At 69.8% G+C, this 21,482-nt stretch carries 18 protein-coding genes; 10 read left to right on the plus strand and 8 right to left on the minus strand.

The window, feature by feature from the left end:
* Nucleotides 1-78: 78 nt before the first annotated feature.
* Nucleotides 79-738 (minus strand): DedA family protein, encoded by a 660-nt coding sequence (locus tag QTI05_RS24695; RefSeq protein ID WP_286621019.1) that lies wholly within the window; start codon nt 736-738, stop codon nt 79-81.
* A gap of 79 nt (nt 739-817) precedes the next feature.
* Here QTI05_RS24695 and mutL point away from each other — a divergent pair, with 79 nt between their 5' ends.
* From mutL to QTI05_RS24720, 5 genes are all read left to right on the plus strand, one after another.
* Nucleotides 818-2,647: a DNA mismatch repair endonuclease MutL gene (mutL, locus tag QTI05_RS24700; RefSeq protein ID WP_286621021.1), complete on the plus strand. Its 1,830-nt coding sequence runs from the start codon at nt 818-820 to the stop codon at nt 2,645-2,647.
* Nucleotides 2,648-2,763: 116 nt separating this feature from the next.
* A complete protein-coding gene (locus QTI05_RS24705; protein ID WP_286547175.1) occupies nt 2,764-3,675 on the plus strand; it encodes an alpha/beta hydrolase in 912 nt (303 codons plus the stop codon).
* Nucleotides 3,676-3,803: 128 nt separating this feature from the next.
* A complete protein-coding gene (gene miaA / locus QTI05_RS24710) occupies nt 3,804-4,739 on the plus strand; it encodes a tRNA (adenosine(37)-N6)-dimethylallyltransferase MiaA (RefSeq protein WP_286621023.1) in 936 nt (311 codons plus the stop codon).
* Nucleotides 4,736-5,383 (plus strand): ABC transporter ATP-binding protein, encoded by a 648-nt coding sequence (locus QTI05_RS24715; protein ID WP_286621025.1) that lies wholly within the window; start codon nt 4,736-4,738, stop codon nt 5,381-5,383. Before miaA ends, QTI05_RS24715 begins: the two co-directional genes overlap by 4 nt.
* A 192-nt stretch (nt 5,384-5,575) precedes the next feature.
* Nucleotides 5,576-6,016, plus strand: coding sequence for a hypothetical protein (locus QTI05_RS24720; RefSeq protein WP_286621026.1), 441 nt, complete (start codon nt 5,576-5,578; stop codon nt 6,014-6,016).
* A gap of 16 nt (nt 6,017-6,032) precedes the next feature.
* Here QTI05_RS24720 and QTI05_RS24725 read toward each other — a convergent pair whose 3' ends face one another.
* Together QTI05_RS24725 and QTI05_RS24730 are read right to left on the minus strand one after the other, a co-directional pair.
* Nucleotides 6,033-6,665, minus strand: coding sequence for a flavin reductase family protein (locus tag QTI05_RS24725; RefSeq protein WP_286621028.1), 633 nt, complete (start codon nt 6,663-6,665; stop codon nt 6,033-6,035).
* Nucleotides 6,662-7,627, minus strand: coding sequence for a threo-3-hydroxy-L-aspartate ammonia-lyase (locus QTI05_RS24730; protein ID WP_286621030.1), 966 nt, complete (start codon nt 7,625-7,627; stop codon nt 6,662-6,664). Before QTI05_RS24730 ends, QTI05_RS24725 begins: the two co-directional genes overlap by 4 nt.
* Nucleotides 7,628-7,789: 162 nt before the next feature.
* On the opposite strand from QTI05_RS24730, the gene QTI05_RS24735 reads away from it, so the two are divergent.
* The 3 genes from QTI05_RS24735 to QTI05_RS24745 are packed head-to-tail and all read left to right on the plus strand — an operon-like array spanning nt 7,790 to nt 11,967.
* Complete coding sequence (locus tag QTI05_RS24735) at nt 7,790-8,146, plus strand: YciI family protein (protein WP_286547185.1); 357 nt, start codon at nt 7,790-7,792, stop codon at nt 8,144-8,146.
* Nucleotides 8,143-9,372, plus strand: coding sequence for an RNA polymerase sigma factor (locus tag QTI05_RS24740; protein ID WP_286621031.1), 1,230 nt, complete (start codon nt 8,143-8,145; stop codon nt 9,370-9,372). Before QTI05_RS24735 ends, QTI05_RS24740 begins: the two co-directional genes overlap by 4 nt.
* Nucleotides 9,373-9,393: 21 nt before the next feature.
* Nucleotides 9,394-11,967: an FtsX-like permease family protein gene (locus QTI05_RS24745; RefSeq protein ID WP_286621033.1), complete on the plus strand. Its 2,574-nt coding sequence runs from the start codon at nt 9,394-9,396 to the stop codon at nt 11,965-11,967.
* 72 nt (nt 11,968-12,039) lie between these two features.
* Here QTI05_RS24745 and QTI05_RS24750 read toward each other — a convergent pair whose 3' ends face one another.
* From QTI05_RS24750 to QTI05_RS24760, 3 genes are all read right to left on the minus strand, one after another.
* Entirely contained in the window at nt 12,040-12,690 is a 651-nt protein-coding gene (locus QTI05_RS24750) for a redoxin domain-containing protein (protein ID WP_286547189.1), read from the minus strand.
* A gap of 24 nt (nt 12,691-12,714) precedes the next feature.
* Nucleotides 12,715-15,732, minus strand: a complete 3,018-nt coding sequence (locus QTI05_RS24755) for an ATP-binding protein (RefSeq protein ID WP_286621035.1) — start codon at nt 15,730-15,732, stop codon at nt 12,715-12,717.
* A 201-nt stretch (nt 15,733-15,933) separates the two neighbouring features.
* Nucleotides 15,934-17,583, minus strand: coding sequence for a phospholipase D-like domain-containing protein (locus QTI05_RS24760; protein ID WP_286621037.1), 1,650 nt, complete (start codon nt 17,581-17,583; stop codon nt 15,934-15,936).
* Nucleotides 17,584-17,750: 167 nt separating this feature from the next.
* On the opposite strand from QTI05_RS24760, the gene QTI05_RS24765 reads away from it, so the two are divergent.
* A complete protein-coding gene (locus QTI05_RS24765) occupies nt 17,751-18,386 on the plus strand; it encodes a Crp/Fnr family transcriptional regulator (protein WP_286547194.1) in 636 nt (211 codons plus the stop codon).
* Between the two features lie 127 nt (nt 18,387-18,513).
* Nucleotides 18,514-19,569, plus strand: a complete 1,056-nt coding sequence (locus QTI05_RS24770; RefSeq protein ID WP_286621039.1) for a lipocalin-like domain-containing protein — start codon at nt 18,514-18,516, stop codon at nt 19,567-19,569.
* Here the strand turns inward: QTI05_RS24770 and QTI05_RS24775 are convergent.
* Entirely contained in the window at nt 19,559-20,494 is a 936-nt protein-coding gene (locus QTI05_RS24775; protein ID WP_286621041.1) for an SMP-30/gluconolactonase/LRE family protein, read from the minus strand. The two genes, QTI05_RS24770 and QTI05_RS24775, sit on opposite strands and share 11 nt — an antisense overlap.
* Nucleotides 20,494-21,480: a branched-chain amino acid ABC transporter permease gene (locus tag QTI05_RS24780; RefSeq protein WP_286547200.1), complete on the minus strand. Its 987-nt coding sequence runs from the start codon at nt 21,478-21,480 to the stop codon at nt 20,494-20,496. The genes QTI05_RS24775 and QTI05_RS24780 overlap by 1 nt, the downstream gene beginning before the upstream one ends.
* Nucleotides 21,481-21,482: the final 2 nt, after the last annotated feature.

Here is a 21,482-nt window from a genome sequence, read left to right on the forward strand (position 1 = left end):
CGAGTCCGCGGCAGTAAGTCACTGAATCACGTGCGATCAGCGCACACGGCGGCGCGATATGGCTGCGCGATACGGAATTCAGGGCGCTGCTCCCGCGCCGCGCTCGGCCCGCCCCGCACGCCAGGCGCCGAACAGCGCGATCAGCCCCGGCACGAAGATCAGCGCCCAGATGATCTTGTCCAGGTGCTCTCGTACGAATGGCAGATTGCCGAAGAAGTAGCCGGCGGTCGCGATGCCCAGCACCCAGATCAGAGCGCCGATCACGTTGTATGCGGTGAATCTGGAGCGGCTCATGTCGGCCACGCCCGCCACGAACGGCGCAAACGTGCGAATGAACGGCATGAAGCGCGCGAGAACCACGGTGATGGCGCCGTACCGCTCGTAGAACGCGTGCGCCTGATCGAATGCCTTGCGGTTGAAGAAGCGCGAGCTCTCCCACTGGAACACCTTGGGCCCGATGTAGCGGCCGATGCTGAAGTTGCACTGGTCCCCGAGAATCGCCGCGGCGATCAGCACCGCGCACGCGATAGGAAAACTCATCAGTCCCACACCGCACAGTGCACCGACGATGAACAGCAGCGAGTCACCCGGCAGGAACGGCATCACCACCACGCCGGTTTCGACGAACACGATCAGGAACAGCAGCGCATACACCCAGGGGCCATAGGCGGTCACGAAGGCTTCGAGGTGTTTGTCGACATGCAGGATGAAGTCGACGAGAAAGCTGATGAGTTCCATGGGCGCCGATTATCCTTGCCCGCACGACGCCGATTGGCCCGCGGTGTGCCCGATGCCCGGCCGCTCCTAAAATCCCGCCGTGAACGCTCCCCTGCCCCTCGCCTCCGCGCGCCGCCCGATCCGCGAACTGCCCGACGACCTGATCAGCCAGATCGCGGCCGGCGAGGTGGTCGAGCGGCCGGCCTCTGTGGTGCGCGAACTGCTCGACAACGCACTCGATGCCGGCGCGCGCGAGATCACGGTGCGGCTCTCCGCCGGAGGCGTGCGGCTGATTTCGGTGGAAGACGATGGCCAGGGCATTCCGCGCGACGAGCTCACAGTAGCGCTGCGCCGCCATGCCACCAGCAAGATCGCGAGCCTCGGCGAACTCGAAACGGTCGGCACGATGGGCTTTCGCGGCGAGGCGCTGGCCGCGATCAATGCGATTGCCGACCTCTCGCTGCTCTCGCGCGCAGCCGGTGCCGACGCGGCCTGGGCACTCGACGGCCGCACCGGCGAACTGCGCCCGGTGGCGCGCGCCGTTGGCAGCACGCTCGAAGTGCGCGAGCTGTTCTACGCGACGCCGGCGCGCCGCAAATTCCTGAAAACCGATGCCACCGAGCTCGCGCACTGCGTCGAAGCGGTGCGCCGCCATGCGCTTGCGCGGCCCGACGTGGGCTTTGCGATCTGGCACGAAGGCAGGCTGGTCGAGCAATGGCGCGCCGCCGCGGGCGCCGACGTGCGGCTGCAGCGGCTGGCCGACGTGTTGGGCGACGAGTTCGTGGCGCAGAGCGTGGCGATCGAACACCAGGGCGGCGCGGTGCGCGTGCTCGGACGCGCCGGCATTCCCGATGCCGCGCGCTCGCGCGCCGACCAGCAGTTCTTCTATGTCAATGGCCGCTTCGTGCGCGACAAGGTATTGGCCCATGCGGTGCGCAGCGCCTACGAAGACGTGCTGCACGGGCACCGCCAGCCGGTTTACGCGCTGTACCTCGAAATCGACCCGGCGCGGGTGGACGTCAACGTTCACCCGACCAAGATCGAAGTGCGCTTTCGCGATGGGCGCGAGATCCACCAGGCCGTGCGCCATGCGCTCGAGAACGCACTGGCCGCGCCACGCGCCGGCGAAGCGGTCACTCCGGCTGCCACGCCGTTCTTCAAACCGCACACAGCCGCAGCGCCCGCGCAATGGACGCAGCCCGCCATCCATTTCGCCGCGGAGCGCGGCCTGGGCGATGCTGCGGCGATGTGGCCGGAGCGCCGTGTCGACGGGGCTGCGCCGGTGGCGCTTCAGCCAGTGACGCTTCAGCCGTCGGCGCCTGCGCCGTTGCCCGCCAATGACGACGCCTGGCCGCTCGGCCGCGCCATCGCGCAGTTGCAGGGCATCTACGTGTTGGCCGAAAACAGCCAGGGCCTGGTGATCGTCGACATGCATGCCGCGCACGAACGCATCGTCTACGAACGGCTCAAGACCCAGCTCGACGGCGCGGCCATCACCAGCCAGCCGTTGCTGATTCCAGCCACCTTCGCCGCCACGCCGCAGGAAGTGGCCACGGCCGAGGCCTGCGCCGCGGTGCTGCCCACATTGGGGCTGGAGATCACGCCGTTTTCGCCGCGCACCTTGGCGGTGCGTGCTGTGCCCGGCACGCTGGCCGACGGCGACCCGGTCGAGCTGGCGCGCAGCGTGCTGGCCGAGCTGGCCCAGCACGACGCCAGCACGGTGGTGCAGCGGGCCCAGAACGAGCTGCTGTCGACCATGGCCTGCCACGGCGCCGTGCGCGCCAACCGCCGGCTCACGCTCGACGAAATGAATGCCCTGCTGCGCCAGATGGAGGCCACGGAGCGCTCCGACCAGTGCAACCACGGCCGCCCGACCTGGCGGCAGGTGTCGATCCGCGACCTGGATACCTTGTTCCTGCGCGGCCGGTAACACGGGGAAACCTTTGTCAGCGAAAGGGCGGGCACGGGCGTTGCATGGCTTCGTTCGCGGCTTTTGCTGGCTGGCCGCAGGAACTTCCGAGCCAGCCTGCTCTCCTTCTGGCACCCATGAAACGTTGGTCCCTGTTCGCTTCGGCCACCGCTGCCCTCGCTTTGCTCGCGGGAGGCTGCTCCACCCTCGATGAGCGTCAGCGCGAGTGGATTTTCCAGCCGAGCGACATGAGCTGGGGCAATAGCGCCGACCAGACGGCCGGGATGGAAGACGTCTGGATCGACTTCAAGTCCTCCCTGACCGGCGAGCCGGCCCGCCTGCACGGGCTCTGGCTCGGCGGCGCACCGGAATCGGCCGACACCCCCGTGCTGCTCTACCTGCACGGCGCGCGCTACAACGTGGCCGGCTCGGCCCCTCGCATCCGGCGCATGCATGAGCTCGGTTTCTCGGTGCTGGCGGTCGATTACCGCGGTTTCGGCAAGAGCACCAAGGAACTGCCGTCCGAGGAATCGGCCCGCGAAGACGCCCGGGCAGCCTGGGCATGGCTCGCCGCGCGGCACCCCGAGCAACGCCGTTACATCTTCGGACATTCGCTCGGCGGCGCCATCGGCATCGACCTCGCAGCCCATGTGAAGGACGAAAGCGGCACCATCGTCGAAGGCACGTTCACCTCGATCTCCGACGTGGTCAGCAGTTTCAAGTGGGGCTGGCTGCCGTTCGGCCCTTTCATCACCCAGCGCTTCGAGTCGCTGAACAAGGTCAAGGACATCGGTGCGCCGCTGCTGGTGGTGCATGGCGCGCTCGACAACCTGATCCGGCCGGAGCTCGGCCGCAAGCTCTATGACGCGGCCACCGTGCCCAAGCTGTTCGTGCTCGTGAAGGGTGGCTCGCACCACAGCACCAACACGGTGGGCGAGCAGCAGTACAAGGCCGCGCTGGAGCAGTTCTTCCGGCTGAAGCCGCCTGCCCTCGAACCGCCAACGCTCACGGCCCGCCAGCGCTTCCTGCGCACACGCCTGCGCGGCTGAGCCCGGGCGCCAATGGGCGCCGCGCGGCTGCGTGCCGCCTTTGTTACGCTCGGGTGGATGCTCTCCACTGTCGCACCGGCCGCCCCCTCCTTGCGCCACGCGCGCTTCGGCGCCGTCCGCGCCCAGCCGTGAACACCCCCTGGCTCGGCATTGCAGGCCCGACCGCCTGCGGCAAGACGGCGGCTGCGCTGGCCCTGGCACGCGTGCGTCCGGTCGAAATCGTCAGCGTCGATTCGGCACTGGTCTATCGCGGCATGGACATCGGCACGGCCAAGCCGAGCGCGGCCGAGCTGGCCGAAGTGCCGCACCACCTGATCGACATCCGCGACCCGAGCGAGAGCTACAACGCCGCCGCCTTCGTGGCCGACGCGAGGCGGCTGATCGGCGAGATCCGCGCGCGCGGCCGGCTGCCGCTGCTGGTGGGCGGCACCATGCTGTACTTCAAGGCGCTGATCGACGGCATCGACCCGATGCCGGCAGCCGACCCCGCCGTGCGCGCGCAGCTCGATGCCGAAGGCGCCGCGCACGGCTGGCCGGCGATGCACGCGAGGCTGGCCGAGGTCGACCCTGTGACCGCGGCCCGGCTCGCGCCCAACGACAGCCAGCGCATCCAGCGTGCGCTCGAGGTGTGGCATGCGAGCGGCCAGCCGCTCTCGCACTTTCATGCCGCAAAAGCGATGGCAACCGACGCCCATTCAACGGGCGCCGCAGCCATTCTTTCCCTCGAGCCCACGGATCGCGCGTGGTTGCACGCGCGCATCGCGCAGCGCTTCGACACGATGCTCGCGGCCGGTTTCCTCGACGAGGTGCGCGCGCTGCGAGCGCGTGGCGATCTGCAACCCGACATGCCGTCGATGCGCTGCGTCGGCTACCGCCAGGCTCTCGAGTTTCTGGAGGGCCATGGTTCGATGACCGAACTGCGCGAGCGCGGCATCGCCGCCACGCGCCAACTGGCCAAGCGCCAGATCACCTGGCTGCGCAGCATGCCGACCCGCCGCGTGATCGCAGCCGACGCACCGGATGCGGTGGCGCAACTCGTGCAGGCCGCGCAGGGCATCGAATGAGCCTTCAGATCCAGAACCTCGGCAAGCACTACGGTGAAGCCGCCGTGTTCGAGCACGTGTCGCTCGAAGTCGCGGCGGGCGAATTCGTCGCGATCGTCGGAGAGTCGGGCGTCGGCAAATCGACGCTGCTCAACTGCATGGCCGGCCTCGACAGCTGGGATGCCGGCACGGTGCGGCATGACGGCATCGACCTCGGCACACTCGACGATGAGGCGCGTGCGCTCTGGCGCCGACGCCATGTGGGCTTCGTGTTCCAGGCCTTCCATGTGCTGCCGCACCTCGACGTGGCGCAGAACGTGGCACTGCCGTTGATGCTGCTGGGCCAGCACGACGAGGCGCGCGTGCAACGCATGCTTGCTGTCGTCGGCCTCGAGGGGCTCGGCAGCCGGCTGCCACAACAGTTGTCGGGCGGGCAGTTGCAGCGTGTGGCGATCGCGCGGGCGCTGGTGCATCGACCCGGCCTGCTGCTTGCCGATGAACCCACCGGCAACCTCGACCCGACCACAGCCGCGCGCGTGATGGATGTGCTGGCCGCGCAGGTGCGCGAGCACAACACATCGCTGGTGCTGGTGACGCATTCCGAGGCGGCCGCGGCCAGGGCCGACCGGGTGCTGCATTTGAGCGCCGACGGCATCGCGCCCTGAGCTCTTTTTAGGCGCCGACACCGGTCGCCAGGGCCCGCAGAAGACGCCCCGGTCAGGCGATGAACCCAAAAGTAAGTCGAACGAATTACGGTCGTCCGAAAAAGTCAAGAAATATTTTTCAAAAGTTGTGCAACAGTCATTCAGAAACGCTTTGTGACATTCATACTCGGGGCTAGACAGCAGGAAATCGATATGCCCAGCTTGCGTGAGGAATACCGCGAAGTCACAGACGCCCTTGAAAAGGCGTATCTGGCGGACAAGGCTGCCTACGAAATCCTGCCGCGCCGCAGCAAGGATTTCTGGGCGCTGCAGCCGCCGCAATCGTGGCCGACCGCACCTGAATTCAAGGACTGGTTCATGGCCCGGCTGGCATTGCTGGAAGCCGAACAGCGTGTGATCAAGATGCTGCGCGCGCGCTGCGAACTGATTCGCCACCACCTCGGCCGCGCCACCAGCCCGTTGCATCAGCGCACCGCGAACTACCCGGCCTACGTTGAGCAGATCGTCGACACCGTGCCCGACGACCTGCATCTGGCCGACTACCTGCGCATGCCGCAGGTCGGCGGCGAGCTGCCCGCTGCGGCAGCAGCCACCGCAACGACGCCTGCCCGCCCGGTCGCGCAGGCGCACTGACCGGCGCTCGGCCCGCTCAGCGCGGGCGCCACATCCGGAACCGCTGTTCCGGCCCGATCTCGAAGTAGTCCGCCGGCCCGCCGCCGCGCAGGATCGGCCGTGCGGCAGCAGTGTCGTAAACGCCGTCTTTCAGCAATGCGCGGTCGATGTGCACCGCCACCACTTCGCCCAGCACCATCCACGTGTCGACCGGCGCACCGTCGGCGCCCTGCAGCTGGAACGACTGCGTGAGCCGGCATTCGAACGCCACCGGGCTTTCGGCCACGCGCGGCGGTGCAACCAGCCGCGAGGGTGCCTGGGTCAAACCGGCCAGTTCGAACTCGTTGACCTCGGGCGGCACAGCCGCACAACTCGCGTTCATCTGCTCGGCCAGCGGGCGTGTGGCGAGGTTCCACACGAACTCGCGCGTCTGCTGCACGTTGCGCACCGTGTCCTTGTAGCCGATGCTCGCAAAACCGACGATCGGCGGCGTGTAGTTGAAGCCGTTGAAGAAGCTGTAGGGCGCGAGGTTCACGCCGCCATCGGCCCCGCGCGACGAGATCCAGCCGATCGGACGCGGGCCGACGATGGCGTTGAACGGGTCGTGCGGCAGGCCATGGCCCAGCCGCGGTTCGTAGAAATGCATTTCGGTGTGCGTCATCTCGTTCATGCCCCGCCCAACAGCGCCGCATAACGCGCCAGGTCGACATTGCCGCCGCTCACGATGACGCCGACGCGGGCCCCGCGAATCGCATCGCCTGCCGCACAGGCCGCGGCAAACGCCAGGCAGCCGGTCGGCTCGACCACCATCTTCATGCGCTCGGCAAAGAAGCGCATCGCATCGACCAGCTGTGCATCGCTGACCGTCAGGATGTCGGTGATGTCGCGCCGGATGATGCCGAAGGTGTAGTGGCCGAGGTGCTGCGTCTGGGCACCGTCGGCGATGGTTTTCGGGGTCTCGATGTGCACGATCTCGCCCTTGCGCAGCGACTGCTGGCCATCGTTGCCGGCTTCCGGCTCGACGCCGTACACCGCGCATTGCGGCGCCAGCGCCCGCGCAGCCAGTGCACTGCCGCTCGTGAGGCCGCCGCCGCCCAGGCACACATAGAGCGCGTCGAGCGGGCCGGCCTCCTCGATCAGTTCCTTCACCGCCGTGCCCTGCCCCGCGATCACGTCGGGATGGTCGTACGGCGGGATCAGCGTCATGCCGCGCTCTTCGGCAAGCCGCTTCGTGAGCGCCTCGCGGTCTTCGGTGAAGCGGTCGTACAGCACCACTTCGGCACCGTAGCCGCGCGTGGCGGCGAGCTTGGCCGCGGGCGCATCGTGCGGCATCACGATCACGGCCGGCATGCCGAGCAGCCGCGCCGACAGCGCCACGGCCTGCGCGTGGTTGCCCGACGAGAAGGCGATCGCGCCGGCCTTGCGCTGGCCGGCATCGAACTTCGACAACGCGTTGAACGCGCCGCGGAACTTGAAGGCGCCCATGCGCTGGAAGTTCTCGCACTTGAAGTAGAACTGCGCACCCTGGCGCGCATCGGCCGTGGCCGAACGCAGCACAGGCGTGCGGTGGGCATGGCCCTCGAGCCGCGCGGCGGCGGCGACAACATCGTCGTAGGTTGGGAGCTGGAGCATGGGCAACGCGGGCGGGTGGAAAAGTGCTGCCGACGATAGCCCATTGCGCCGCGCGGCGAGCGCCCTTCAAAAAATGCCCGGCGCCGCTGTCGAAACAAGCGGTGCCGGCACGTCATGGAGGCGAGCCATACTGCTCGCAACCTCTTTGATCAGGAGTACCCCATGCAATACATGCTGATGTTCTACGTGACCCCCGACGACCTCGCCAAGTACGGCGACGAACGGGCCGATGCCCACAAGGCCAGCTGGATGGCCTATGTGGGTGCGATCTCCCAGTCGGGCATCACGCTCAGCGGCGAGGGGCTGTTGCCGCCCTCCACCGCCACCTCGCTGCGCGTGCGCGGCGACAAGCGCCAGGTGCAGGACGGTCCCTTCGCCGACACCAAGGAACAGCTCGGCGGCTACTTCATCATCGAAGTGCCGCACCTCGATGCCGCGCTCGAATGGGCGGCACGTGCGCCTTGCGCCTCGACCGGCGGGGTCGAAGTACGGCCCGTGATGCCGCGCGAGTCGATGTGAATTCCGGGGCGGCACGCGCTGCCGCCGAACGCGCGGCGCGCGACTCCTACGGGCGACTGCTGTCGATCCTGTCGGCGCGCACGCGCGACATCGCCCTGGCCGAGGACGCGCTGGCCGACGCTTTCGAAAGCGCGCTCGAAAGCTGGCCGCGCACCGGCGTGCCGGACAACCCCGCGGCCTGGCTCGTCACCACCGCACGGCGCAAGACACTCGATGTGTGGCGCCATGACCAGGTGCGCGAGGCGGCGGCGCACACGCTGCACCTGCTTGCTGACGAGTTCACCGAAAGCGAAGCCACCGGCGCCGTGCCCGACGAGCGGCTGCGGCTGCTGTTCGTCTGTGCCCACCCGGCCATCGACGCCGCGGCGCGCACTCCGCTGATGCTGCAGACCGTGCTGGGCCTCGACGTGCAACGCATGGCCGGCGCCTTCCTCACCGCGCCGGCCACGCTGGGCCAGCGACTGGTGCGCGCCAAGGCGCGTATTCGCCAGGCCGGCATTCCGTTCGAGTTTCCCGAGGCGCGCGAACTGCCGGATCGGCTGCAGGATGTGCTCGACGGCATCTATGCCGCCTACGGCACCGGTTGGGACGATGTCGACGGCACCGACAGCACGCGCCGCCTCAGCACCGAAGCGATCGAGCTCGGCGCGCTGCTGTGCCGTTTGATGCCCTCGGAGCCCGAACCGCTGGGCCTGCTCGCGCTGATGCTGTTCTGCGAAGCGCGCACGCAGGCTCGGCGCGACGCCGCCGGCGCCTACGTGCCGCTCGACGCGCAGGACACCTCGCGCTGGGCCATGCCGATGGTGGCCGAGGCCGAGCGCGCGCTGCAGCATGCAGCCACCCTGTCGTCGCCCGGCCCGTACCAGCTGGAAGCGGCAATCCAGTCGGCGCATACGCAGCGTTGCCTCGGCGCCGAAGTGCCGGCCGCAGCGCTCGTGACGCTCTACGACGGCCTGCTCGCACTGCGGCCCGGCGTGGGCGCACAGGTCAGCCGCTGCTGCGCGGTGGCACGCGCGGAAGGTGCGGCGGCGGGCCTGGCGGCACTCGACGCGCTCGATGCCGGGATGGTGGCTGGCTACCAGCCGTGGTGGGCGGCGCGCGCCCATATGCTGGTGGAAACGGGCCGCCGCGGCGAAGCCCGCATCGCCTACCAGCGCGCGATCGGCCTCGCGGCGCAGCCCCAGGTGCGTGCGCATCTGGCGCGCATGGCGGCTGCCGCAGCCTGAGGCGCCCGGCACAATCGGGCCATGCGCGCCCTGCTCTCCACCTTCTCCTGGCAGGAGCTGCGCCATCACCCGTGGCGCAATGCCGCCGCCGTGGTGGCGGTGATGCTGGGCGTAGCACTGGCTTTCTCGGTGCACCTGATCAACGCCTCGGCGCTCGACGAGTTCTCGAGCGCGGTGCGTTCGGTCAACGGCCAGCCCGATCTGGAGCTGCGCGCCTCGCAGGGCAGCTTCGACGAGGCGCTGTTCACGCGCGTGGCACGCGATCCGCGCGTAGCGCTCGCCAGCCCCGTGGTCGAAATCAACACGCTCGCATTGGCGCCGGCCCTGGCGGCGCCGCTGCCGATCCGCGTGATCGGCGTCGACGCGCTGGCGCTGCCGGCGATTGCGCCGGCCTTGATGCCGCGGCCGGCGTCGGGCGCGCCGCGCTTCGCGCTGTTCGCGCCGGGCCAGGTGTTCCTCAATGCCGCGGCGCGCACCGCGCTGGGCGATGTGGCGACGATCGAACTCAAGGACGGCGCGACGCAGCACCGCGTGCAGGTCGCCGGCAGCGTGGCAGCTGGCGGCGCCGCGCTGGCGGTGATGGACATCGGCGCCGCGCAGGATCTGTTCCAGCGCGGCGGACGGCTCACGCGCATCGACCTGCGGCTCGCCGCCGGCACCGACCGCGGCGCGTTCGTGCAGTCGCTACAGCAGTCGCCCGGTTGGCCGGCAGCAGTTCAGATCGCCGAGCCCGGCGATGCGGCGCAGCGCGTGAGCAACCTGTCGCGCGCCTACCGCGTCAACCTTACTGTGCTGGCACTGGTGGCGCTGTTCACCGGCGCGTTTCTCGTGTTCTCGGTGCTGGCGCTCAGCGTGACCAAGCGCGCACAGCAGTTCGCGCTGCTCGGTGTGCTGGGGCTCACGCCGAAGCAGCGGCTGCGGCTGGTGCTGGTGGAGTCGCTGGTGCTCGGCATGGTCGGCAGCCTCGCGGGGATCGCGCTCGGCACTGCACTGGCCGCGTTTGCGCTGCGCGTGCTGGGCGGGGATCTCGGAGGCGGCTACTTCGCCGGTGCGGCGCCGTCGCTGCAATGGAGCACCGCGGCCGCAGGGGTCTACGGCACGCTCGGCATGCTGGCCGCGATGGTCGGTGGCTGGTATCCGGCGCGTGCAGCCCAAGGGTTGCCGGAAGCCCAGACGCTCAAAGGGTTGGGCGCTGCACCGGCCGCGTCAGGACGGCACTGGATCGCGATCCTGTTGATCGCTGCCGGCACCCTGCTGGCAGGCGCTCCAGCCGTTTTCGGCATGCCGATTGCGGCCTACTTGTCGGTCGGACTGCTACTGGTGGGTGGCATCACCGGGCTGCCGGGTTTGATCGCGCTCGTTTACGACCGGCTGGCGCCGAGGGTGGCGCGGCGCCTGCTGCCGCTCCTGGCCGTGGAGCGCGCGCGGCGCATGCGCGGCACCGCCGCCGTGGCGGTGAGCGGCGTGGTGGCGAGCCTGAGCCTGGCCGTGGCGCTCACCGTGATGGTCGCGAGTTTTCGCGATTCGGTAACGCGCTGGCTCGACGTGGTGCTGCCAGCCGACCTCTACCTGCGCGCGGCCAACGTCGGCACCTCCAGCGGGCCCAGCGACACCGGCGCCTTCGCACCCGCACTGGTACAGGCCATCGCGCAGGTGCCCGGCGTGGCGCGCGTCGGCACGGTGCGCGCACGGCCGGTGTCGCTGGTGTCGACACAGCCGCCGGTGATGCTGCTGGCGCGCAGCTTCGATGGGGAAGCATCGCAGTCGCTGCCGTTGATGGGCGATGCGCTGCCAGTGCCTGCAGGGCAGATCGGCGTCTACGTGAGCGAGGCGATGGTCGACCTGTACGGCGCAAGGCCCGGCACGGTGTTCGCGCCTCTCTCCAAGGCATTCGGGACCTCGGCGACTGCAGGCACGGCGCAGCCCGCCGTCTTTTTCGTCGCCGGCGTCTGGCGCGACTACGTGCGGCAGTTCGGCTCCATCGTGCTCGACTCGCGCGATTTCGAACGGCTCACCGGCGACCGCAGCGTCAACGACGTGTCGCTCTGGCTCGCACCCGGCGCGACCGAAGCGCAGGTGCAGCAGTCCATCCGCGCGCTGATCGCGCAGCAGCAGCCGGCCGGCGGCGCTGTCGAGTTCGCATCGGTCGGCCAGTTGCGCGCCACCTCGCTGCGCATCTTCGACCGCAGCTTCGCCGTCACCTACTGGCTGCAGGCGGTGGCCATCGCGATCGGCCTGTTCGGCGTCGCCGCGAGCTTCAGCGCGCAGGTGCTGGCACGGCGCAAGGAGTTCGGCCTGCTCGCGCACCTGGGCTTCACGCGGCGCCAAGTGCTGGCAGTGGTGGCCGGCGAAGGCGCGGCCTGGACGGTGATCGGAGCCTTCGCCGGGCTGGCACTGGGACTGGCCGTATCGGTGGTGCTGGTGAAAGTGGTCAACCCGCAGAGCTTCCACTGGACCATGGACATGCTGGTACCTTGGGGCCGCCTGCTCGCGCTGTGTGCGGCAGTGGTCGCGGCCGGCACGATCACGGCCTGGCTGGCGGGCCGTGCGGCGGCGGGGCAGGATGCGGTGCTGGCGGTAAAGGAGGATTGGTGAGCGCTGCTCCCGCTCAGCAGGCGTTCGGGTTCTTCGCCATCAGCGAGCTGGGCAGTTCGGCGCGCTGGGTGCTCATGCTGCACAGGCTCTGCCTGCCCCCAGGATTTCCTCTTCAGACGGAAGTTTCCCAATCCCCGCCAACCCCTCGGCCGCGCACTCCACATAGGCCCACCGCACGATCCCCGTGCGGTCGATCATGAACAGCCCCTTCAGCTGCGGCCATTGCCGCTCGACGTCGCCCTGGTCGGCCGGTGTGAACGCGTAGCCGTCCCGCTCCTGCAGCACCTTGCCCGCCTGCGAGATCGGCAGCGGCTCGGGCAGCTCGCCGGTGGGGTTGATGCGCACCGTCTCCATCGCTTCCAGCAAGGCCGGCGTGACCTCCGGCTTCGGGATGCCATAGGCACGGTGGGTCGAGAGCGCGGGGTCGGCGGCCAGGGCCAGGCGCGTGGGCCTGAACTTGAAATACAGGCGCGCGTTCTCCGGCGCGGTGGCCACCACCGCCAGGCTCTCGACGCCCATGGCCTTGAGCCGGCCCTCGAAGGCGCCGAGCTGCACCAGCTGTCGGCGGCAGAAGGGGCACCACAGGCCCAGCAGCAGCGACAGGAAGAGCGGGCTGCGTCCACGGTAGTCGTCGAGCGAGATGAGGCCGCTGCCGGCGATCGCCGGCAGGGCAAAGCCCGGCGCCAGCTCGCCGGGTGCCACGGGTTGCGTTGTGATGGCCATGATGGAGCGACTCCTTCCTGCAGTTCAGCATAGGAACGGAAGGACGACCAGCGCGTCGGGATCGAGGCCCGCCCGCTCGCAGGTGTCCTGGGCCAGCGCCATGTAGCGCTCGGCCTGCACGCCATCATCAACGTCGAGGTACAAGGTTGCAAGCCCTTCATAGCAGGGAAAAAGTAACTGAGGCTCGGCGCTGGTCTCGGCCAGGGCCAGCGCCTCCTGGTAATGGCGCAGCGCGCGCGCCGATTCGCCGTGGCACTGGTAGATCTGGGCCAGCACCACCAGCGAGACGGCCAGGTGGTCCAGCTGGCCGGTACTGCGGTCGATGCGGATGGCGGTGTTGGCCGCGTCCACGCCGCGCTCGTCGCAGCGGTTGGTGAGGGTGCAATACGCCACCGCCAGGTTGGCCGACAGGCGCGACTGCAGGCCGAGGTCGCCGATGCGCCTGGCCGTCTGCAGGCCGCGCTCGCAGGCCTCGATGGCGCGCTGCGGGGCGCTGGAGCTGTAGAGCACGCCCAGGTTCGACAGGGCCCGGCATTCGGCCTGGGGCAGATCCACCGCACGCGCCACCGCGACGCTGCGCTCGAGCCGGTCGACGGCCTCGTCGAGCCGGTCCAGCCGGGCCAGGGCCACACCCTGGATGTTGAGCGAGAGCGCGACCGCGGCACGCAGGTTGCGGTGCTCCTCCTCGTCGGCGGGCTGCTGCGCTTCGAGCGCCTCCAGGTGGCCGAGCGCGCGCCCGGTCCAGTCCAGGGCGCCGTGGTTGTCGGCGTTGCGAAAGTGCAGCTCGCCCATCTTCTGGTAGAGCCAGGCGCGCTCGATGTGCGGGGCGGCGCCGTCCATGAGCGCAAGACCCGTCGCCAGGCATTGCTGGGCCTCGGCGCGTTCGCCGGACTCCCAGCGCAGGGCCGAGAGCTTGCGCAGCAGGCGGGCCTCGGCCACGCGGTCGCCGCTGTGCGACCGGCCTTCGCGCGCAGCGCCCAGGTGCCGGGTGGCCTCGGCGATGCGGCCGGCGGGCGCGAGCACGTCGCCCAGGCGCTCGCGCACATCCAGGCGCTGGTCCTGCGTGCCCTCGCAGGCCTCCAGGGTGTCGAGCGCAAGCTGGTAGTCGCGGATGGCGTCGGCATTGGCGTAGGCGCCGCGCGCCCAGTCACCGGCGGCGACCAGGTAGTGCGCGCCGCGCGCCTTGTCCGCGCCCAGGCGGAAGTGGTGGGCCAGGGCCTGCAGCGCCTCGAGCTGCCGGGGCGCGCCGCCGCACTGCGCCTCGAGCGCCTGGCCGATGCGGGTGTGCAGCTCGGTGCGCCGGCGCAGCAGCAGGCTCTGGTAGGCCACCTCCTGGAACAGGCCGTGGCGAAAGCGGAACTCGCGGCCGTCCGATGCCGGCACGACAGCGAGCAGGCCGGCATCGACCAGTCCGTCCAGCGCTTCCGGCAGCGCCGGGGCGGCGCTCGCGACGGTACGCAGCAGCGCCTCGGCGAAGTTGGGCCCGATCACCGCGGCCTCGCGCAGGGCCAGGCGCGCGGGGGCGGGCAGCCGGTCGATGCGGCCCAGCAGCAACCCGTGGATGGTCGAGGGCACCTGCGCTGCCGTCGCGCGCGGACTGCAGGTCCAGCCCTCCGCCCCATGCGACAGCAGGCCGTCGGCGATCAGCGCGCGCGCCATCTCCTCGAGGAAGAGCGGGTTGCCACCGGCATGTTCGACGATGCGCCGGCGCAGCGCCGCGGGCAGCGCGCCTTGGGAGCTGCCGAACAGCGCATCGAGCATGGCCTCGCTGCAGCGCGCCGACAGGGGCTCGAGCCGCAGCACGGTCTGCGCCGCCGCGGCCTCGGCCCAGGCCTCGAGCGCGGGCGCCGGGCGCTGCGTCACCAGCAGCATGAAGGGCCGCTCGCGCAGCCGCTCCAGCAGGAAGTGCAGCAGCTCGAGGGAGGCGGCATCGGTCCAGTGCAGGTCCTCCACGATCATCATCACCGCGCCCTGCTGCAGCCGGCGTTCGACCACCGCGTACACGGCGGCGAAGATCTGTTGCTTGAGCTGCTCCGGGTCCAGGTAGCGGGTGTGCACATCCTCGGCCTCGAGGCCCAGCACGTAGCCGAGGAAGGCCGAGAGCTGCTGCGTCTCGGCCGCCTGCGCGCCCAGGACGGTCAGACCCGCTGCGACTTTCTGCCGCGCCACGTCCGGAGCGTCCTGCGCACTCACGCCGTAGGCGTCGCGCAGCAGCGCTGCCGGCACGCCGTAGGCGCGCTCGCCGAGCGAGGAACAGGCGGCGCGGCGCATGGCGACGCCCTCCAGCCGGCCCTGCGCCGCGAGCTGCTCCAGGAACTCCGATAGCAGCCGGGTCTTGCCGGTGCCCGCCTCGGCCACGATGCGCAGCAGGTTGCTGTGGCCGGCACGCACCTGGTCGAAGCGCTCGTGCAGCAGTTGCAGCTCGGCGCCGCGGCCGATCAGCGCGCTGGCCAGCCCGTGCGCCTGCAGGCCGCGCGTCGGCCGCGGGGCCGACAGCGCGGCCCCGAGGCGCCATGCCGCCATCGGCTGCGCCATGCCCTTGAGCGCCAGTTCGCCCACCGGCTCGAAATCGAAGGCATGCTGGGTCAGTTGCCAGGTCGTGCGGCTGACCAGGGTCTGGCCGGCGTCGGCCGCGCCCTGCAAACGCGCGGCGGCGTTCACCGTGTCGCCGGTGACAGCGTAGGCGCCGTCATCCTTCGATCCGAGCTGGCCCGCCACCACCGGCCCGGTGTGCACGCCGATGTGCAGGGCCAGCGGCCGGCCGAGGCGCGCCGCCCAGCGCCCGCTCAGCGCGCCGGCCTGGCGATGCAGCAGCAGCGCCGCGTTCAGCGCGCGCTCCGGGTCCTCCTCGTGTGCCACGGGCGCGCCGAACACGGCCATCACCGCGTCGCCGACGAATTTCTCGACGAAGCCGTCGAAGCGCCGGATGGTGGCGGCCATCAGCGCGAAGAGCTCGGTCTGCAGCGCGCGCAGCTCCTCGGCGTCCACCGTTTCGGCCAGCGCGGTGAAGCCCGACAGGTCGGCGAACAGCACCGTGACCATGCGGCGGTCAGATTCAGGCTCGGGTTCGGGGGAGGGTTCGGGGGCGGGAGGCGGGGCTGCGGCCAGCCGGGTCCCGCACCTCGGGCAGAAGGCGAATGTGCGATCGACATCGAATCCGCAGGCGGGGCAGGCCATGGCCCGGCCATGGTACTGCGGGGCCCCGGCGCGTGGCAGGGGGCGCGCCCTGCCCGCGGCGCGGATTCAGAGCAGCTCCTCGTTGACGAAGACCGAGACCACCGACAGGCGCAGCTGTGTGGCCCAGCTCAAGTTAGGCTCCTGCGCGAACACGACCGGCTCGGCACCGCCTGGGGCGATCCACTGCAGACCCTGGCCGCCGCCGTTGCTGCGGACTTCGTAGCTGAGGTGCTGGCGCTCGCCGCGCAGCAGGCTGGCCACCTGGCCGGCGAGCTCGGGGCTGTCGACGATCAGGCCCATCTCGGTGTTGCAGTGGGCCGAGCGGCGGTCCATGTTCATGGAGCCGATGTAGAGCCAGCGCGTGTCCACCACCGCCACCTTGGCATGCAGGCGGCCAAGCGAACCGCGCAGTTCGCCGGCGGCGGCACGCGTGTCCTCGGCGCCGGGCATCAGCTCGTACAGCGAAACGCCCATGTCCAGCAGAGCGCTGCGATAGCGGGCATAGCCAACGTGCACCAGCGGCTCGTCGGTGGTGGCGAGCGAGTTGGTCATGACCGAGACGCGCACCCGGCCGGCGGTGGCCTGCTTCAGGACGGCCATCGTGCGGCGGCTGGGCACGAAATAGGGCGAGGCCAGCAGCACTTCGGAGCGCGCGGATTGCAGCAACTCGAGCTTGCCGTTCATCACGGCGCCGTCGGTCGGGGAGGCATCGCCGCCGTTCGCCTTGGCGGGTGCGTCGGCAATCACGCGAACGCCGGCCATGTGCAGCGCGAGGCGGCCGCTCGCCAGCTGGGTGCCGACGCTGCTCTGGCCGAGCGGGTCGCGCGTCGCCACCGGCAACTCGGCGGTGTCGGCCTGCTGCACGGCGGCGTCGAACTGCTGGCGGGCCGCTTCCGGCGTGAGTGACGGGTCGACCAGGCGCTGGATCGGGTAGGCCTGCTCGCTGTTCCAGTAGCCGTCGAACACGGCCGACAGGGCCTGCACCGCGGGGCCGGCCGCCAGCATGTCCATGTCGATGAAGTTGGCGGGGCCGCTGCGGTCGAAGTACTCGTCGGCGATGTTGCGGCCACCGGTGACGGCGATCGCGTTGTCGGCCACCAACAGCTTGTTGTGCATGCGGCGGTTGATGCGCGAGAACTGGTGCGCCGAGAACAGCACGCGCGCGGCAACGCCGCCGTCGCGCACCGGCAGCGGGTTGAACATGCGCAGCTCGACGTTCGGGCGGGCGGCCAGGCCGACCAGCAGCGCGTCCTCGCCGGCGGCATGCAGGTCGTCCACCAGCAGGCGCACGCGCACGCCGCGCGCGGCGGCGGCGGCCAGCTCGCGCAGGAACTGGCGGCCGGAGGCGTCGTCGGCGATCTGGTAGTACTGCGCATCGATGCTCTTCTGGGCGGCGCGGGCCAGGGCGATGCGGGCCTCGAAGGCCTGGTCGCCGGCCGGCAGCAGGCGCAGGCCGGACTGTTGTTCGCCGGCGGCGGGCATGGAGGCGGTGGCCACGGCGGCCAGGCGGGTGTCGGCCACGTCGGTGCGGGCTTGCGAGACAGGCCGCTGCCCGGCGTCCGGCAGGCTGGCGCAGCCCACCAGCATCCCTGCCAGGACCAGCACGAAGGCTGCCGCCGCCAGCCGCAGATCGACCCGGGCCTGGCCCATCGCGATCAGCCGCAGGCCGAGGCAGTGAGCAATCAGAAGAGGGCTGCGGGTGAAAGAGGCGGTCATGGCGGACTCCATCTGGCTTGGGGGGCCGGTGAAATCGACTCGCGCCGGCCATGACTCCAATCTAGACAGAGCCCTCTTTTTTCTCGATGAAGCAGTGCGCAGCGCCGATGTGAACTGCGTCACACGCGGGGCGCGGTCGATAATCGTTCGTCACATCGGAGGGCCTCATGAATGCCGACGCCGAAGATCGCCTGCCCCAGCACCTGCTCGACGCCATCGCGCCGCACGGCCTGACGCGCGCGTTCCCCGCCAACGCGATCCTGATCAACGAGGGCGACAGCACCGACTCGCTCTACATCCTCCTCCGCGGCCGGGTGAAGATCTATGCCAGCTCGGACGAGGGCCGGGAGCTGGTGCTCGCCGAACATGGCCCGGGCGAGTATTTCGGCGAGCTCACGATCGACGGCGCGCCGCGCTCGGCCTCCATCAAGGTGCTGCAGGCCTGCACCTGCCGCGTGGTCCAGGGTTCGGAGTTGCGCCAGTTCCTGTCGGACCATCCCGACTTCGCCATGCACCTGACCCACAAGCTGATCCGCACCGTGCGGCGCCTGACCGAACAGGTGCGCAGCCTGGCGCTGCAGGACGTCTATGGCCGCATGGTGCGCGTGCTGATGGAGCTGTCCGAGCCGGAGGGCCCCGAGCGCGTGCTGCGCCACAAGCTGACGCAACAAGACATCGCCGACCGCGTCGGCTCCTCGCGCGAAATGGTCAACCGGGTGATGAAGGAGCTGAGCGCCGGCGGCTACATCGGGCAACGGGATGGCCGGCTGGTGATCCTGCGCAAGCTGCCGGCGGCCTGGTAGAAGCACTCTCTTCAATCGAGGATCACCACGCTGATGCGAAACCGGGCTCACATCCTTTTAAGGGTGATATCGACAATGCGCAAGTCGTACTCACCTGATTCCGCTGCCGTTTCGGCGCGTTGCTGAAATGACCGCACCCGCCTTGTCACGGCGTTGTCTCGTGCTGGCTGCGCTCGCGGCCCCGGCGGCTTGGGGCTTGCCGCCGCGCACGCTCACATTTCCGCGCGACTACGGCAGCCACCCCGAACTGCGCACCGAGTGGTGGTACATCACCGGCCATGTGGCTGCGGGCACACGCGGCTTCGGCTTCCAGGTGACGTTCTTCCGCTCGCGTGTCGACGAGACGCAGGGCATGCGCTCGGCCTTTGCGGCGAAGCAGCTCGTCTTTGCACACGCCGCCGTGACCGACCTGGCCGGCGGCAGGCTGCTGCACGACCAGCGCATCGCCCGCGCCGGCATGGGTGTGGCCGAAGCCTCTGAAACCGACACCCGTGTGCTGCTGCGCGACTGGTCGCTCGGCCGCGAGGCCGACGGCTACCACGCGCGCATACCGGCCGGCGAATTCACGCTCGACCTGCACTTTGCGCCGACGCAGCCGGTGCTGCTGCAGGGCAGCGCCGGCCTCTCGCGCAAGGGGCCGGACGAGGCACAAGCGAGCTACTACTACAGCGAGCCGCAGCTTGCCGCCAACGGCCGGCTCACGCTGCGCGGCCAGACCTTCGAGGTGCGCGGCACCGCCTGGCTCGACCATGAATGGAGCGAAGCGTTGCTGCACCCCGAGGCGGTCGGCTGGGACTGGATCGGCATGAACCTCGCCGACGGCAGCGCGCTTACCGCCTTTCACCTGCGCCGCAAGAGCGGCGGCGCGCTCTGGGGCGGCGGCTCGTTTCGCACGGCCGATGGCACGCTGCGCGTGTTCGCGCCGGGCGAGGTTGTGTTCGAGCCGGTGCGCGTGTGGAAGAGTCCAACCAGCCAGGCCGCCTACCCGGTCGAATGGCGGCTGCAGACGCCGGCCGGCCGCTTCACGGTGAAGGCCTTGCTCGACGACCAGGAACTCGACAGCCGCAGCTCGACCGGCGCGATCTACTGGGAGGGCTTGAGCGAACTGCTCGATGCCGGCGGCAAGCCGGTCGGCCGCGGCTATCTGGAGATGACGGGCTACGCGCAGCCGATCAGGCTGTAGCGCCCTGCGTGTTCACGTACAGCGCATAGAGCGACTGGCTCGCCGCCATGAACAGCCGGTTGCGCGCGCGGCCGCCGAAGCACAGGTTGGCGCAGCGCTCGGGCAAGGCGATGCGGCCGATCGGCGTGGCGTCGGGCGCGAACACGAGCACGCCGTCGTGGCCCTCGCCGGTGCCCCAGCCGGCCCAGAGATTGCCGTCCACGTCGCAGCGAAAGCCGTCGGGCTGGCCGCCATCGACCGCCTCGAAGAACACGCGATCGTTGACGAGCCGTTCGCCATCGTCGGCCAGATCGAACACGCGGATGCGGCGCGGGTCCGCACCCGACTCGACCACATAGAGGAGGCGCTCGTCGGGCGAGAAGCACAGGCCGTTGGGCCGGTTCACCGCACTGCTGGCGACGGTTGCCTTGCCCGTCCTGCCGTCGACGCGGTAGATGTTGGTCGGCAGCTCCTGCGCGGCCGCGAAACCTTCGTAGTGGCCGAGGATGCCGAACGGCGGGTCGGTGAACCAGATCGAGTCGTCGGACTTCACCACGATGTCGTTCGGCGAATTGAGGCGCTTGCCGTCGAAGCCGTCGCAGATCACCGTGATGCGGCCGTCGTACTCGGTGCGCGTCACGCGCCGCGTGCCGTGCTCGCAGCTCAGCAACCGGCCCTGGCGGTCGCGCGTGTGGCCGTTGGCGAAGTTGGACGGCTGGCGGAAGGTGCTGACCGCGCCGCTGGCCTCGTCCCAGCGCATCACGCGGTCATTGGGAATGTCGCTCCACAGCAGGCCGCGCTGGTCGCCGAACCAGACCGGCCCCTCGGCCCAGCGAAAGCCGGTGGCCAGCCGCTCGATCGCGGCATTGAACATGAGGTACGGCGCAAAGCGCGGATCGAGCACCTCGAAGGCCGGATCAGGGTAGCGGGATGCGGGCTGCCACATCAGGCGCTCCTGCCGCGGCGGCGGTCGATGAAAGCGATGATTTCACCCATGATCCCCTTGCGGAACGCCAGCACGCAGATCACGAAGATCAGGCCCGTGACCATGGTGACCGACTCGCCCAGCGTGTTGAACCAGTCGATCGACGTGACGCGCGCCAGGAAGTTGCCGAGGTCGCCGATCTTGTTCTCGAGCAGCACCACCACGGCCGAGCCGACCAGCGGCCCCGAGAGCGTACCGAGGCCGCCGACCAGCGTCATCAGGATGACCTGGCCCGAAGCGGTCCAGTGCACATCGGACAGCGACGCGAAGCCCAGCACCAGTGTCTTGAGCGAACCGGCCAGGCCCGACAGCGCGGCCGAGATCACGAAGGCCAGCAGCTTGAAGCGGTTGACGTCGTAGCCCAGCGAGATCGCACGCGGCTCGTTTTCCTTGATGCCCTTGAGCACCTGCCCGAACGGTGAATGTACGGTGCGCGCGATCAGCAGGAAGGCCGCGACCACGACCACCAGCGCCACGTAGTACATGGTGAGGTCATTGCGCAGGTCGATCAGGCCGAACAGCTTGCCGCGCGGCACGCTCTGCAGGCCGTCTTCGCCGCCGGTGAACGGCGCCTGCAGCGCGACGAAATACATCATCTGCGCCAGCGCCAGCGTGATCATCGAAAAGTAGATGCCCTGGCGGCGGATCGCGAGCCAGCCGAACACCAGCCCCAGCGCCGCGCCGAACAGCGTGCCGGCGAGCAGGCCGATTTCAGGCGTCAGGCCCCAGATCTTGATGACGTGGCCGGTCACGTAGGCCGAGCCGCCCAGAAAGGCGGCATGGCCGAAGGACAGCATGCCGGTATAGCCCAGCAGCAGGTTGAAGGCACAGGCGAACAGCGCAAAGCACATCACCTTCATCACGAACACGGGATAGAGGCCCATGAACGGTGCGGCGACCAGCGCCAGCAGCAGCGCCGCATAAACGACGAGCGATATTTTCTTCATTG

Source organism: Variovorax fucosicus (assembly GCF_030316825.1).
Classification (GTDB): domain Bacteria; phylum Pseudomonadota; class Gammaproteobacteria; order Burkholderiales; family Burkholderiaceae_C; genus Variovorax; species Variovorax fucosicus.